Source organism: Brevibacillus brevis, from assembly GCF_900637055.1.
In the GTDB taxonomy this organism is placed as follows: domain Bacteria; phylum Bacillota; class Bacilli; order Brevibacillales; family Brevibacillaceae; genus Brevibacillus; species Brevibacillus brevis.
In genome coordinates this window covers 5,958,631-5,972,500 of the sequence record NZ_LR134338.1, presented here as the reverse complement: position 1 = coordinate 5,972,500, position 13,870 = coordinate 5,958,631, and the positions used below count along the sequence as shown (strand labels likewise).

The following is a 13,870-nucleotide window of genomic DNA, read 5'->3' as shown; positions in this document are numbered from 1 at the left end:
GTCCCTGATTTCACACTGCCAAGAAAAGCGTCTAGCGAGGAACAAGGTGCCCGTACCGCAAACCGACACAGGTAGGCGAGGAGAGAATCCTAAGGTGCGCGGGATAACTCTTGCTAAGGAACTCGGCAAAATGGCCCCGTAACTTCGGGAGAAGGGGCGCCTCGGTAGGGTTAATAGCCCGAGGGGGCCGCAGTGAAAAGGCCCAAGCGACTGTTTAGCAAAAACACAGGTCTCTGCGAAGCCGCAAGGCGAAGTATAGGGGCTGACGCCTGCCCGGTGCTGGAAGGTTAAGGGGATGAGTTAGCGCAAGCGAAGCTTTGAACCGAAGCCCCAGTAAACGGCGGCCGTAACTATAACGGTCCTAAGGTAGCGAAATTCCTTGTCGGGTAAGTTCCGACCCGCACGAAAGGCGTAACGACTTGGGCGCTGTCTCGGCAAGAGACCCGGTGAAATCATAATACCTGTGAAGATGCAGGTTACCCGCGACAAGACGGAAAGACCCCATGGAGCTTTACTGTAGCCTGGTATTGGAACTTTGTGCATCATGTACAGGATAGGTGGGAAGCTGAGAAGCAGGGGCGCCAGCCTCTGTGGAGCTGTCGGTGGGATACCACCCTTGATGTACGGAGTTTCTAACTCGTCGCCCTTATCGGGCGAGAGGACCATGCCAGGTGGGCAGTTTGACTGGGGCGGTCGCCTCCTAAAAGGTAACGGAGGCGCCCAAAGGTTCCCTCAGAATGGTCGGAAATCATTCGTAGAGTGTAAAGGCAGAAGGGAGCTTGACTGCGAGACCTACAAGTCGAGCAGGGACGAAAGTCGGGCTTAGTGATCCGGTGGTTCCGCATGGAAGGGCCATCGCTCAACGGATAAAAGCTACCCTGGGGATAACAGGCTTATCTCCCCCAAGAGTCCACATCGACGGGGAGGTTTGGCACCTCGATGTCGGCTCATCGCATCCTGGGGCTGAAGTAGGTCCCAAGGGTTGGGCTGTTCGCCCATTAAAGCGGTACGCGAGCTGGGTTCAGAACGTCGTGAGACAGTTCGGTCCCTATCTGTCGCGGGCGTAGGAAGTTTGAGGAGAGCTGTCCTTAGTACGAGAGGACCGGGATGGACGCACCGCTGGTGCACCAGTTGTCACGCCAGTGGCACAGCTGGGTAGCTATGTGCGGACGGGATAAGCGCTGAAAGCATCTAAGCGTGAAGCCCCCTCCAAGATGAGACTTCCCACAGCGCAAGCTGGTAAGACCCCTCATAGACGATGAGGTTGATAGGTTCGGTGTGGAAGCGCGGTAACGCGTGGAGCTGACGAATACTAATCGGTCGAGGACTTATCCACACATTCTTAGCAATCATGCGTATTCAGTTTTGAAGGAATAAATCCTTCAACGTTCCTCGGTAGCTCAGTTGGTAGAGCAATCGGCTGTTAACCGATCGGTCGGCGGTTCGAGTCCGTCCCGAGGAGCCATATAATGCTCCTGTAGCTCAGTCGGTAGAGCGTTTCCATGGTAAGGAAGAGGTCGCAGGTTCGATTCCTGTCGGGAGCACCAGAAGTAATCTCATGAAAATGGCCCGTTGGTGAAGCGGTTTAACACAGCAGCCTTTCACGCTGTCATTCAGGGGTTCGAATCCCCTACGGGTCACCTAAAAATACCTTAACCACTGTTAAGGTGCCTGCAAAGTTCTCAGAGTATGCTAAGAAGCATACTCGTCACTTTGTCAGGGATTTGGAGGCTTAGCTCAGCTGGGAGAGCATCTGCCTTACAAGCAGAGGGTCGGCGGTTCGATCCCGTCAGCCTCCACCATAAAAAATGGGGAGATAGTGAAGTGGCTAAACACGGCAGACTGTAAATCTGCTCCCTCCGGGTTCGGCGGTTCGAATCCGTCTCTCCCCACCATTTTTTATTTTGCGGGTTGTTGGGGTATAGCCAAGCGGTAAGGCAACGGACTTTGACTCCGTCATTCCTAGGTTCAAATCCTAGTACCCCAGCCATTTTGCGAGCCATTAGCTCAGTTGGTAGAGCATCTGACTTTTAATCAGAGGGTCGAAGGTTCGAGTCCTTCATGGCTCACCAGTTTTTCAAAATCATAATATGTGCCCTTAGCTCAGCTGGATAGAGCGTTTGACTACGAATCAAAAGGTCGGGAGTTCGAATCTCTCAGGGCACGCTTCTTTATCTCAAAAGATGAAGTAATATTATCGGGAAGTAGCTCAGCTTGGTAGAGTACTTGGCTTGGGACCAAGGGGTCGCAGGTTCGAATCCTGTCTTCCCGACCATTTTTTATATGCGGGTGTAGTTCAATGGTAGAACTCCAGCCTTCCAAGCTGGTCGCGTGGGTTCGATTCCCATCACCCGCTCCATATGCTTACTAGAAACGAGAAACCGAAATGGTTGCTCGTTTTTTTGTGTTTTTGACAAAGCTTGTCCGACAGGTTATTTATGCAAAATCATGTCGAGTTGAGTCATTTTGCTTTCCGGGGCTACAATATAAGAGTAGAAAATGTGAACGAAGGAAAGGGTGGCACTTCTATGAACAAAAACATGAGCATTGTTGGTGTACCGATGGATCTAGGTGCAGACCGCCGCGGAGTTGATATGGGACCTAGCGCTATCCGTTATGCAGGTGTTGTAGCACGCCTGGAGAAGATGGGTTTCAATATTGAAGACCGAGGAGATATTTTTGTAACGCGTCCTCACCACTTCACCGAGACGGAAAACCATAAATACCTGGATGAAGTCGTGGAAGCCAATGAAAAGCTTGCCAATGTTGTAAGCGATATCATGACTGCTGGTCGATTCCCTCTCGTTTTGGGTGGCGATCACAGCATTGCCCTTGGAACCATAGCAGGTGTGGCTAAGCACGTAAAAAACCTGGGTGTGATTTGGTTTGATGCTCACGGTGATTTGAATACAGGTGCCACTTCTCCATCGGGAAATATTCACGGAATGCCATTGGCAGCGAGCTTGGGGTATGGGCATGAGCGTCTGACGAACATTGGGGGATATACACCAAAGGTAAAAGCAGAAAACGTGGTCATCATCGGTGCGCGTGACTTGGATCAAGGTGAGCGTGAATTGATCAAGCGTATTGGGATGAAGGTTTTCACCATGCATGAGATTGATAAATTGGGTATGGCTAGAGTCATGGATGAAGCAATCGCGCATGTGTCCAAAAACACAGATGGTGTGCATTTGAGCCTCGACTTGGATGGACTTGATCCACACGATGCTCCGGGAGTAGGGACGCCAGTAATAGGTGGTATCTCCTATCGTGAAGGGCATGTCTCATTGGAAATGCTGGCAGATGCAGATATTCTTTGTTCTGCAGAATTCGTAGAGGTCAACCCGATTCTTGACAGAGAAAACATGACAGCTCGCGTTGCAGTTGCTTTAATGAGTTCCGTTTTTGGTGATAAATTACTGTAGAATATTCGAAGGATATCATGAAAAAAGAGAGGCACTTGGCCCTCTTTTTTTGTTTTACCGCATCTTTACATTGATAGGGGAAAGCGGTACATTCTAAGGATGGAGACGAAGTTTATTTAATAGCTGGTCCAGTTGTACACTTAGCGTAACTAATTCTGGAGTAATGCAGGCTTGTTTTTTGTACTGATCGTTGAGTTCTTTTCGCAGCATTTCAATCTCGAGGAGAACGTCTTTTTTTGACAATCGTTGCACTCTCCTTTCCACCCGTGAGATAAATGAGCTATCATTACTTATATATAGAGGAAAGCCATACGCTTATTCCTCTATTTCCCAACAAATTATCTGCACAAACACAGAATTAAAAATGAAACCATATGCAGTATCATCCGTATATAGGATTACGGTATTGTGGGGAGGATCGCATGGATTTTGTAGAGAAACGGTTGACTCAGCGGGCAAAACGCGGAGACCGTGAAGCTTTTGCGGAGTTAATCGAGATTTATAAAGACAAGATATTTCAGCTCGCATATCGTATGGTGGGAAACCGTCAGGATGCGGAGGACATCGCGCAAGAAACGTTTTTGCGTGTCTATGCCAATTTGCATTCATACGATGACAGCTATAAGTTCTCCACGTGGATCTACAGGATCGCGACCAATCTATGTATCGACCGTGGCCGGAAAAAACGACCTGACTTTTCATTGGATGAAGAAACCGAACCAGGGCAAGGCCTGGACTGGTATTCACGCCTGTCTTCTAACGAGCGAACACCGGAGGACAAAGTCGTAACATAGGAGCTGCAGGAGACGGTGCAAGATGCTTTGTCTCATTTACAGCCCAAATATCGCTCGATTATGATCTTGCGTTATATCGAGGATTTGTCGTTGCAGGAGATCAGCGATATCGTAAAGCTTCCCATAACGACAATCAAGACGCGTATTCACCGAGGAAGGGAAGCATTACGCAGCAAGTTGCGATTGATGTGAGAAAGGAGAAAATCACGATGGAATGCCGGGATATGATTTGCCTCATCCACGAATATCTAGATGGGGACACTGATGAATTAGCCAATCTGCAATTGCAAACACACATAAAGTCTTGTGTGAATTGTCGCCAGCATATGCATGAGTTGCAGAGAGCCATCGCTTTTGTTCAAAGCGCTTCACATATTCATGTCTCTTCTGATTTTACAGCTCGTGTACTTGCGCAATTGCCTGCGCCGACGAAAGCGAATCTGTTATCGGGATGGCTTCGTAATCATCCGTTTTTGACAGCTGCAGCGGTATTTCTCTTTTTGATGACCGGTAGCGTATTCAACAGTTGGTTTGATCGGGATGACACTCTACAGGTATCTTCTGCTAATTTGGATAAATTAAAAATAGATCGTGAACGCAATGTCGTAGTCGTACCAGCAGGAACCAATATTAATGGAGACTTGGTAGTCCGCAACGGAAACGTAGATGTTCAAGGCCATGTAACAGGGAATGTTGTGGCTATTGAAGGAAAAGTGTTTGTGGCATCTACCGCCCAAGTCGTGGGAAATACCGAATCGATCGAAGCAATCGTAGATTGGATTTGGTATGAGGTGAAAAATATTGGAAATGACTTGCTTCCGATCTTGCCATAAGAGAAAATAGAGAGTACAGCTATCAGAGCACGGCAGTGGAGCCGTGCTTTTTCCGCAGGAGATAGACTGACTTCATTAGATGGAGCGAGATATGGGGGCTTCGTTATGATATCGATATCCATGGATTATGGGGATTTGCTACGGTATGCAACGGATATTTTACTCGTTACATACGTGTTCTATAAAATCATTATGCTTATTCGCGGGACGCGCGCTGTACAATTGCTGAAGGGGATTATGGTTATCGTCATCACATGGTTCCTCAGTAAATATTTTCAGCTGACGGCACTGCATGCGCTGATGAATCAAGCTTTTACATTCGGGGTTTTGGCGGTCGTCATCATCTTCCAGCCGGAGTTGCGTCGAGCACTGGAGCAGCTTGGTCGAGGCAAGCTTTTTTCCCGTTCAAGCAGTACGCAGGATGACGAGGCGGTTAGCCGCTTGGTTCAAGAGGTGGGCAAATCGGTTACGTACATGGCCAAACGTCGTATTGGTGCATTGATCGTCATTGAGAGAGAGACGGGTCTAAATGACTACGTGGAAACGGGTATTGGCATTAACGGGCGAGTCAGCTCGGAGCTGTTGATTAATATTTTCATCCCGAATACACCGTTGCATGATGGTGCAGTCATTATGCGAAAAGACATGATTATGGCTGCTGCCTGTTATCTTCCACTGTCTGAAAACAATTCCATCTCCAAGGAATTGGGGACGCGCCATCGAGCGGCAATAGGGTTAAGTGAGGTTTCCGATGGCATTGCGATCATCGTATCCGAAGAGACTGGTCAGGTGTCCTTTGCCGCGCATGGAGCAATGAATCGCAATCTGACGGAGGCGCAACTGGCAGAGATGCTGACAGAACAGCTTCAGCCTCTGTCCAAAGGCAAATCCATGGGAAGTCGTTGGCAATGGAGGCGAAAACATGGATAAATGGTTAAACAGTCACTGGTTTGCACGTGCTGTTGCGTTGCTTTTGGCTATCATGACGTGGATGATTGTCAATCTGGAAGCCGAACAAACGACGACTCCTGAGGCAAGTCAGCCAACTTTTATTGATAGTGTCAATTTGCATGTGAAATACGATACCGATCGCTATCAGGTGGTCAAGCAGCAACGCACGGTAAAGGTAGCCTTGGAAAGCAATAATCCTTTTTATCGACATAATTTCTTCCCAGAGGAATCGTGGGAAGTGTATGTCGATGCGACAAACCTGGGCAAAGGAACACATCGCGTACCTGTCCAGTACAAGGGATTCCCGGATGAAGTCAAGGTAGGGATTATCCCGAATATCGTGGAAATTACCTTGGAAGAGAAAAAGACCGTTGAGCGTGAGGTTTCCGTGGAGAAATTGGGACAGGTCGCTCCTGGTTACACGGCTGGAGAGCCTATTGTGAAGCCGTTTAGAGCGCTTGTAAGGGTACCTGAAAGCCAAGTGAACAAGGTAGCAGCAGTTAAGGCTTCGGTTGACCTGGAAGGGGCTACTTCCGCAATCAAAACAACGGTTCCGCTCAAAGTCGTGGACAAGTCTGGAAACGTGATTCAAGGGGCCGATGTGGTGCCACTTACGGTAGAAGTAAGCATTCCCGTAACGAGTCCGTTTGCCAAAGTGCCAATCAAATTAAACTTGACGAATGAATTGCCGAATGGCTATAGTTTGGCTAGTATGGGTATGAATGTGGAAGAGGTCACGGTCTATGGACCGAAGGAAGTCATTGATGGCATTAAATCCAACACATACCCAGGGCCGGAAATCGATCTCGGCAACATTACATCAGATCGCGATATAGAGCTAAAGATACCGTTAATGGATAATATCGTGAAGGTGGAGCCGGAGTATTTGACCGTATCGCTGAAAGTCGTTCCATCAACGACCAAGCGCTTGGAAAAGATTCCGATTCGCATTAGCGGGCTATCAGAAAGCATGGAAGCAAAGGTACTATCCACCGATGGCCAGGAGATGTCTACAATCGACTTCGACGTGATCGGCGCACCAGAAGTGCTGAATCAGTTGAGTCATGAAGACTTGCAGGTCGTAGCAGATGTCAGCAATATGCCGGCGGGTGTATACGAAGTACCATTGAATTACATCTTCAATCAGTCGGAGTATATCAAGACTTCTGCGAGCGCACCGAAAAAGGTCACAATTCAAATCACGAACAAGCAAAGGTAGACATAAGCTGTTGTGTGCACAAGGAAGGAAATGAGGGACAATCATGGGGAAGTATTTCGGAACAGACGGTGTACGCGGTGTAGCAAATACACAACTGACACCCGAACTGGCATTTAAAATCGGACGCGTTGGTGGTTACGTTCTCACCAGACACAAGCAGGAAGGGAAACCAAAAGTGGTGATTGGGCGCGATACGCGCATTTCCGGACAAATGCTGGAAAACGCACTTTTGGCTGGACTGTTATCGGTTGGAGCAGAAGTGGTCAGATTGGGTGTTATCTCCACCTCGGGGGTAGCGTATCTCACACGTGCACTTGGTGCAGATGCGGGTGTTATGATCTCCGCCTCTCACAATCCGTTTCCGGATAACGGAATCAAGTTCTTCGGCAGCAACGGTTTTAAACTGTCCGACGAAGTGGAAGCTGAAGTAGAACAGTATTTGGACGCGGCAGAGGATACCATGCCTCGACCAACAGGCGAACAAATCGGGACGGTTCTGGAATTCCTGGAGGGTGGACAAAAGTACCTCTCTCACTTGAAGAGTACCGTATCTGAGCGATTTGACGGTCTGAAGGTAGTCCTGGACTGTGCAAATGGTGCTGTCTCATCATTGGCAGCTCGTCTGTTTGCGGATGTGGACGCTGAAGTGATCACGATTGGTGCGAATCCGAATGGAATCAACATCAATGACCAGTGCGGTTCAACGCATCCTGAACGTCTTGTAGAAGAAGTTTTGAAGCATAAAGCTGACCTGGGTCTTTCCTTTGATGGGGACGCGGATCGCTGCATTGCAGTGGATAATAATGGTGAAATTATCGACGGCGACTATATTATGGCGATCTGTGCACGAGCGCTCAAGGCAAAAGGAAAGCTCAACAACAATACAGTTGTCACGACAGTAATGGCCAACATGGGCTTCTTCAAAGGGATGGAGGAGTGCTCCATCAATACGACGAAGACTGCTGTAGGGGATCGCTATGTAGTAGAAGAGATGCTGCGCGGCGGCTATAATCTCGGTGGCGAACAGTCCGGTCATATCGTCTTCCTGGACTACAATACGACTGGAGACGGTCTGTTAACGGGTCTGCAGCTCTTGAACATCATCAAGGAGTCTGGCAAGCCGTTGTCCGAGCTCAAACAAGTGATGGTCAAGTATCCGCAGCTTCTGATCAATGTCCGTGTAGAGGACAAGTCAAAGCTGAATGGCAATGAAGCCATTGCGCAGGCGATTCGTGAAGTGGAAGAAGATTTGGCTGGCAATGGTCGCGTTCTGGTTCGTCCGTCCGGAACAGAGCCAATCGTACGTGTCATGGCAGAAGGTCCAGATGCGGCTCAGTTGGATGGGCTCGTGAATCGGATCGTTGACGTGGTCAAACAAGAACTGGTGTAAAATTAGTGTAAAAAGTTGCAGGGAGCGGTTTCGATGCCGCTCCCTTTTGCATACAACTAAAATACGACGACGAGATATTGTCGCTCTCCACAATCTGTGGTACAGTGTTCATGTGCACAAGCACCGAGATAGAAAAAAATGGGGGGATTGTGTAAGAAAGAACAAGCATCGTAAATCAAATGCATACCATTGGAAAGCGCCAGCACTGAGGCTGCCCGACATGGAGCCCAGTGGACGAGGTGGAGGTTTATCGAAGGATTCGGCGGATACCTCCCGGCAGCAGTATCACTGCCGCAGAGCGCAGGGACAAAACATCAGGGTGATCTGATGGACAAAACCTTGCGTGTGATACGTATTTTTGCCATTGCCGAAATAGATGAAACAAAGTGAACCTATAAAAAACATGGAATGGCGGGGGACTCACCCCCGTACCATCATTCGGGTCGAAGTCCCTCGCCAATTTGGAAGGGGACCATACACTTATGTGCGGAATCGTTGGATATATTGGAAATAAACAAGCGCAAGACATCGTGATCGGAGGACTTCGCAAGCTGGAGTATCGCGGCTATGATTCAGCAGGGGTCGCTGTCGTGAACGAAAACGGCTTGGATTACTCAAAAGCGCAAGGCCGTTTGGCTGTTCTGGAGAGCCGTTTGGAGTCGAAGCCATTGACTGGTTCTATGGGAATCGGGCATACACGTTGGGCGACACATGGAAAACCGTCTGACGAGAACTCCCACCCACATACAGACGAGAAATCGGCTTTTGCAGTCGTTCACAACGGGATTATCGAAAACTTCCTGCCATTGAAAGAAGAGCTGCTGGCAAAAGGCTACACGTTCACTTCTGAGACAGATACCGAGGTTATCGCTCACTTGCTCGCTGACATGTACGATGGCGATATCGTTTCTACAGCGCGTCGTGCTGTTCAACGCATGCGTGGTGCCTATGCATTGGGAATCATGACGGAGCACGAACCAGATAAGCTGGTAGCGATTCGTTTGGCTAGCCCGTTGGTAGTGGGTGTGGGTCAAGGCGAGAGCTTTATCGGTTCGGATATCCCGGCTATTTTGGAGCATACACGTGACGTGTACATTTTGAACGAAGGCGAAATGGCTGTGTTGACTCGCGATGGTGTGGAACTGATGAACGCAGAGACCGGCGAGAAAATCGAGCGGGAACTGTTCCATGTTGAGTGGGATCTGGTACAAGCGGAAAAAGGCGGATATGATTCCTTCATGCTCAAGGAAATGCACGAGCAGCCTCAAGCTGTTCGCGATACCATGGGTGCCCGCATTGACGAGGACAACAAGCGAGTGATTTTGCCTGAGCTGAAAATGAGCGATGCGGAGCTGGCGGCATACGATCGCATCTACATCGTGGCATGCGGTACTTCCATGCACGCTGGTCTCGTCGGTAAGGATGTCATCGAAAAATGGACTCGCGTACCTGTAGAGGTAGCAGTCGCTTCTGAGTTCCGTTACCGTGATCCGATCTACACAGACAAGACACTGATGATCGTCATCAGTCAATCTGGTGAGACAGCAGACACGCTGGCTGCGCTGCGTGAGGCGAAGAAGAGCAACGTGAAGGTATTGGCTATCACCAACGTGGTAGGCAGCTCCGTAGCTCGTGAAGCGGACGAAGTGATCTTTACGTGGGCAGGTCCGGAAGTAGCGGTAGCATCCACAAAAGCATACACCTCCCAAGTTGTTGCCCTGTACTTGTTCAGCCTGTATTTGGCTCAAGTAAAAGGCACCATGGCGGCTGCTGAGATTGCTGAAGTCGTTGAGCACCTGAGCGAGATCCCTGGGAAAATCGCTTCCATGCTGAATGACGATGATCAAATTCGTCGCTTTGCGGAGGGCACAAAAGAGGTAAGCAGCCTGTTCTTCATCGGCCGCAGCCTCGATTATGCGGTATCGCTGGAAGGCTCTCTGAAGCTGAAAGAAATCTCCTACATCCATTCCGAGGCGTATCCAGCTGGTGAGCTGAAGCACGGTACTCTTGCGCTGATTGAAGATAATGTTCCAGTTGTAGCTTTGGCTACGCAACCAGACATCTACGAAAAAACGGTAAGCAACATCGTGGAAGTAAAAGCTCGCGGCGCTCATGTACTGGGCTTTGCGACTGAAGGCAACCACGACCTGGCGAAGAGTGTGGACGAGGTCATTTACATGCCAGCCACTCTGCCAATGCTCACACCGATTCTGACCGTCATTCCATTGCAATTGCTTGCTTACTACGCTTCTGTCGCTCGCGGCCTTGATGTGGATAAACCACGGAACTTGGCGAAGAGTGTGACGGTTGAGTAGGGTAGATTATATTTTAATTTGTTGTTGTTACCTGATAAAAAACTGTGCAACCAGTAAAGAAAGTGTGCAACTAGTAAAAAATCTGTGAAACCAATAAAAAAAGTGTGAAACTGCTTAGTTTAGTCCCGATGATGGAGTTAATAATCATCGGGGCTTTTATTCTATATTGAGGTGATTCTAATTTGACGATAGGTAGCCGAATAAAAATGATAAGAAAGACGAAAAAGGTGAACCAGGCCACCTTCTCTAATCAAATCGGAATATCGCAAGCTACTCTAAGTGAATGGGAGCAAGATAAATATAAACCATCAGTTGATACAATACTGGCTTTGGTTACCCAATTTGATGTGAACATTGAATGGTTACTATTTGGAATTACAAACGACTCCTTACGTGATGACGGAGGGGTATTTCATGTACACAATATTAGTAAATTAGAGGGAGACTTGATATCGGAGTTTAGAAAACTTAAAGCTAAGGACCAAGAAGAAATTATTGATTTTATACGATTAAAAATAAAGAGATATGAATCATAAAATTGTATGAAAGTAAGGTAATAGAATGAAATAGCAATAAACTAACTGGCAGTTTTGCTTAATCTCTAAAGTCCCAATAGTGGAATAAACATTTGGGGACTTTCCGAAGAAATCCCTTTAGGGAGACTTATTATTAGCTAAACCCCAGAAGGTACTTGTTCTATAACGAAGAATAATAATTATTATCGAATGCACCCTCCCACAAAAATAATGATGGAGGAGATCGGATGGAAAAGTTGATTGAGGAGTACAGCCAAGACTATGCGTTGCTGCGAGAAGCCATTGAAGGATTGTCTGAGGTAGAGTTGCGTTTCCAGACTGCACCGGACAAATGGAGCATCCATCAGATTGTGATCCATGTGACCGATAGCGAAGTCCTGTCGACACATCGGCTGAGAAAAGTCTTGGCGGAGGAAGAACCACTTCTACAGTCATTTGATCAAGAAGCCTGGGCGGATAACCTAGGATATGAACGGTTGGACTGCGAGCAGCATCTGCTCCTGTTCCAAATGCTGCGGGCCAGCATGCTGCCGCTTCTGGCAAATCTGACTCCCGAGCAGCTTGAGCGCGTCGGGCAATATCCCGATGGAGCGCGGTTCACGTTCAAAGAGCTGCTGGAATTTCGCGTCCGGCATGTTCGTGACCACCTCGCCCAGATTGATCGGGTAAGGCAGGCATATCGGGAGGAAAGGGTATAACACTAAATGCTAGTTGTGATTAAACTAACGGGATCGATAGCGAGCGATATGGCGGTCAAGAAAAGGAACGGACTATGAAAACGAAGATTTCTGTCGTTAAGCAGGATATTACTAAGCTTAGTGTTGATATCATCGTAAACGCAGCAAACACTAGCTTGCTGGGTGGTGGCGGTGTAGACGGTGCTATTCATCGAGCTGGAGGGCCTCAGGTTTTGAGTGAGTGCAGAAAAATTGTAAGCAAACAAGGTGGTTGCAAGACGGGCGAAGCAGTCATCACCACAGCTGGAGAGCTATCTGCTAAATATATAATACATACCGTAGGCCCTGTTTGGAATGGAGGGAAAAAGAATGAGGAGCAGCTCCTTCGTTCTTGTTACTTGAAATCGTTGCAATTGGCAACAGAGTATGAAGCAAAGAGCATTGCCTTTCCCAATATTAGTACAGGGATCTACCGATTTCCCAAAGAACTAGCAGCTCAAATCGCAGTAGAGTCTGTAGTGGAATTTTCAACACAAAATCCTGTTTTTGAGGAAATCATATTTGCTTGCTTGGATGATATAAATTTCAACGTGTACCATAGGCTTCTCTTCGATACCGATTGAGGAGCATAAGTTATTAAACTACGGGGTTCTTTAGTTCAATAGAACAGCGCCAGACTAAGTTGTATTCTCGCGTCTTAGTCCGTCGCTGTTTTCATTAATCGTGGTTTTTCATCGAACACTATTCTTTGGATAGAGTATGTATGGTGTCCAGAGATAATAAAGTTTTAGACTGATTAATAAAGTATTGGACTGGATAATAAAGTTATAGACTGGGGCCACGTAGCTGGCAGGATAGTATGAACAACTCACGAATTACTAGGATTGGAACCATGTCCCTCGGCTGTCGTCTATATAAACGAAGGCAAAAATGAACACAAACTAATTTGACGAAGAGGTGTTTTGAAAATGGCATTAACGTCCACATTCACGAGCTTCAACCTGCCTGTAAAAAACGTAGAACAATCGAAAGCGTTCTTCACCGGACTCGGATTCGAGCTCAACCCGCAATTCCCCGAGAACGAGAATTCGGTAGCCATCGTAATCGGCGACAACCTGCAGGTCATGCTGATCAATCAAGCATTCTTTAATACGCTCACGGAGAAGGAATCCGTCGATACGAGCAAGTATGCGCAGATGACGATCGCATTGGCCTTCGAGAGCCGGGAAAAGGTCGATGAAATCGTGAATACTGCGGTCTCCTTGGGCGGGAAATTGCACGCTGAACCTGAAGATCATGGGTTCATGTATCATTGGGGCTTCGTGGACTTGGACGGCCATCTGTGGGCCATTAACTACATGAACATGGATGCGGCACAAGGTTAAGGCTAACGGAGAGCACGCTCGTACTAGGGTTCAAAAAGAAAGACGCTGGGCATCTTCCCCGGCGTCTTCTTCGCGATGATTAGTTTTGTTAGGTATAGGCTTTGAAATTGTCCATGATCGCTTGCCAGCCTGCTTGCTGGAACTCGACGGGATTGGAGCTTTCCGCGTCGAACGTTTCAATGACCTTCGTCTCATTCCCTTGATCGACGAAAGCAATATCCACTCTTCTTCCGTCTTCCATGGAAGCACTAAGAAAACTTTATTATTCAGTTTAGATCCGTGAATGGCTTCATTCTGACGTATAGTCTAAAACTAATTTTACGAAGGCAGCTGATTTAGCAACGC

The 13,870-nt window shown here is 47.8% G+C and carries 12 protein-coding genes, 10 tRNA genes, 1 rRNA gene and 1 pseudogene (1 of these 24 cut by a window edge); 22 read left to right on the top strand and 2 right to left on the bottom strand.

Annotated elements, in window-relative coordinates:
• From EL268_RS28995 to rocF, 12 genes are all read left to right on the top strand, one after another.
• Window positions 1-1,336, top strand: a 23S ribosomal RNA gene (locus EL268_RS28995); it begins 1,593 nt to the left of the window's first position.
• Window positions 1,337-1,389: 53 nt separating this feature from the next.
• A tRNA-Asn gene (locus EL268_RS28990) sits at window positions 1,390-1,465 on the top strand.
• A gap of 6 nt (window positions 1,466-1,471) precedes the next feature.
• Window positions 1,472-1,547, top strand: a tRNA-Thr gene (locus EL268_RS28985).
• A 19-nt stretch (window positions 1,548-1,566) separates the two neighbouring features.
• Window positions 1,567-1,640: transfer RNA gene (locus EL268_RS28980), tRNA-Glu, on the top strand.
• Between the two features lie 86 nt (window positions 1,641-1,726).
• Window positions 1,727-1,802: transfer RNA gene (locus EL268_RS28975), tRNA-Val, on the top strand.
• A gap of 8 nt (window positions 1,803-1,810) precedes the next feature.
• Window positions 1,811-1,895, top strand: a tRNA-Tyr gene (locus EL268_RS28970).
• A 20-nt stretch (window positions 1,896-1,915) separates the two neighbouring features.
• Window positions 1,916-1,990, top strand: a tRNA-Gln gene (locus tag EL268_RS28965).
• Between the two features lie 6 nt (window positions 1,991-1,996).
• Window positions 1,997-2,072, top strand: a tRNA-Lys gene (locus EL268_RS28960).
• A gap of 20 nt (window positions 2,073-2,092) precedes the next feature.
• Window positions 2,093-2,166: transfer RNA gene (locus tag EL268_RS28955), tRNA-Arg, on the top strand.
• A gap of 32 nt (window positions 2,167-2,198) precedes the next feature.
• Window positions 2,199-2,275: transfer RNA gene (locus tag EL268_RS28950), tRNA-Pro, on the top strand.
• Between the two features lie 10 nt (window positions 2,276-2,285).
• Window positions 2,286-2,359 (top strand) — tRNA-Gly (locus EL268_RS28945).
• Between the two features lie 169 nt (window positions 2,360-2,528).
• Window positions 2,529-3,425 carry an arginase gene (gene rocF / locus EL268_RS28940; protein WP_012684013.1) on the top strand — a complete coding sequence of 299 codons (897 nt, stop codon included), beginning with the start codon at window positions 2,529-2,531 and terminating at the stop codon, window positions 3,423-3,425.
• A gap of 93 nt (window positions 3,426-3,518) precedes the next feature.
• Here the strand turns inward: rocF and EL268_RS28935 are convergent, their stop codons facing one another.
• A complete protein-coding gene (locus EL268_RS28935) occupies window positions 3,519-3,677 on the bottom strand; it encodes an aspartyl-phosphate phosphatase Spo0E family protein (RefSeq protein WP_007725277.1) in 159 nt (52 codons plus the stop codon).
• A 170-nt stretch (window positions 3,678-3,847) separates the two neighbouring features.
• Between EL268_RS28935 and sigW the strand changes: the two are divergent.
• The 10 genes and pseudogenes from sigW to EL268_RS28885 all read left to right on the top strand — a co-directional run bounded on the left by sigW (window position 3,848) and on the right by EL268_RS28885 (window position 13,525).
• A pseudogene (gene sigW, locus EL268_RS28930) lies at window positions 3,848-4,411 on the top strand (RNA polymerase sigma factor SigW).
• 17 nt (window positions 4,412-4,428) lie between these two features.
• Window positions 4,429-5,052, top strand: a complete 624-nt coding sequence (locus tag EL268_RS28925; RefSeq protein WP_106657442.1) for a zf-HC2 domain-containing protein — start codon at window positions 4,429-4,431, stop codon at window positions 5,050-5,052.
• A gap of 105 nt (window positions 5,053-5,157) precedes the next feature.
• Complete coding sequence (gene cdaA / locus EL268_RS28920; RefSeq protein WP_007725283.1) at window positions 5,158-5,982, top strand: diadenylate cyclase CdaA; 825 nt, start codon at window positions 5,158-5,160, stop codon at window positions 5,980-5,982.
• Window positions 5,975-7,222, top strand: a complete 1,248-nt coding sequence (locus EL268_RS28915; RefSeq protein WP_106657441.1) for a CdaR family protein — start codon at window positions 5,975-5,977, stop codon at window positions 7,220-7,222. The genes cdaA and EL268_RS28915 overlap by 8 nt, the downstream gene beginning before the upstream one ends.
• Window positions 7,223-7,265: 43 nt before the next feature.
• Window positions 7,266-8,612 carry a phosphoglucosamine mutase gene (glmM, locus tag EL268_RS28910; protein ID WP_106657440.1) on the top strand — a complete coding sequence of 449 codons (1,347 nt, stop codon included), beginning with the start codon at window positions 7,266-7,268 and terminating at the stop codon, window positions 8,610-8,612.
• A 482-nt stretch (window positions 8,613-9,094) separates the two neighbouring features.
• Window positions 9,095-10,927, top strand: coding sequence for a glutamine--fructose-6-phosphate transaminase (isomerizing) (glmS, locus tag EL268_RS28905; RefSeq protein WP_106657439.1), 1,833 nt, complete (start codon window positions 9,095-9,097; stop codon window positions 10,925-10,927).
• Window positions 10,928-11,109: 182 nt separating this feature from the next.
• Window positions 11,110-11,463: a helix-turn-helix domain-containing protein gene (locus tag EL268_RS28900; RefSeq protein WP_232030146.1), complete on the top strand. Its 354-nt coding sequence runs from the start codon at window positions 11,110-11,112 to the stop codon at window positions 11,461-11,463.
• Between the two features lie 227 nt (window positions 11,464-11,690).
• Window positions 11,691-12,161, top strand: coding sequence for a DinB family protein (locus tag EL268_RS28895; protein WP_106657438.1), 471 nt, complete (start codon window positions 11,691-11,693; stop codon window positions 12,159-12,161).
• 74 nt (window positions 12,162-12,235) lie between these two features.
• Complete coding sequence (locus EL268_RS28890) at window positions 12,236-12,763, top strand: O-acetyl-ADP-ribose deacetylase (RefSeq protein WP_106657437.1); 528 nt, start codon at window positions 12,236-12,238, stop codon at window positions 12,761-12,763.
• 345 nt (window positions 12,764-13,108) lie between these two features.
• Window positions 13,109-13,525, top strand: a complete 417-nt coding sequence (locus EL268_RS28885; RefSeq protein WP_062524540.1) for a VOC family protein — start codon at window positions 13,109-13,111, stop codon at window positions 13,523-13,525.
• Window positions 13,526-13,613: 88 nt separating this feature from the next.
• On the opposite strand, the gene EL268_RS33785 is transcribed toward EL268_RS28885, so the two are convergent.
• Window positions 13,614-13,748: an SRPBCC family protein gene (locus EL268_RS33785; RefSeq protein WP_269149377.1), complete on the bottom strand. Its 135-nt coding sequence runs from the start codon at window positions 13,746-13,748 to the stop codon at window positions 13,614-13,616.
• Window positions 13,749-13,870 lie beyond the last annotated feature (122 nt).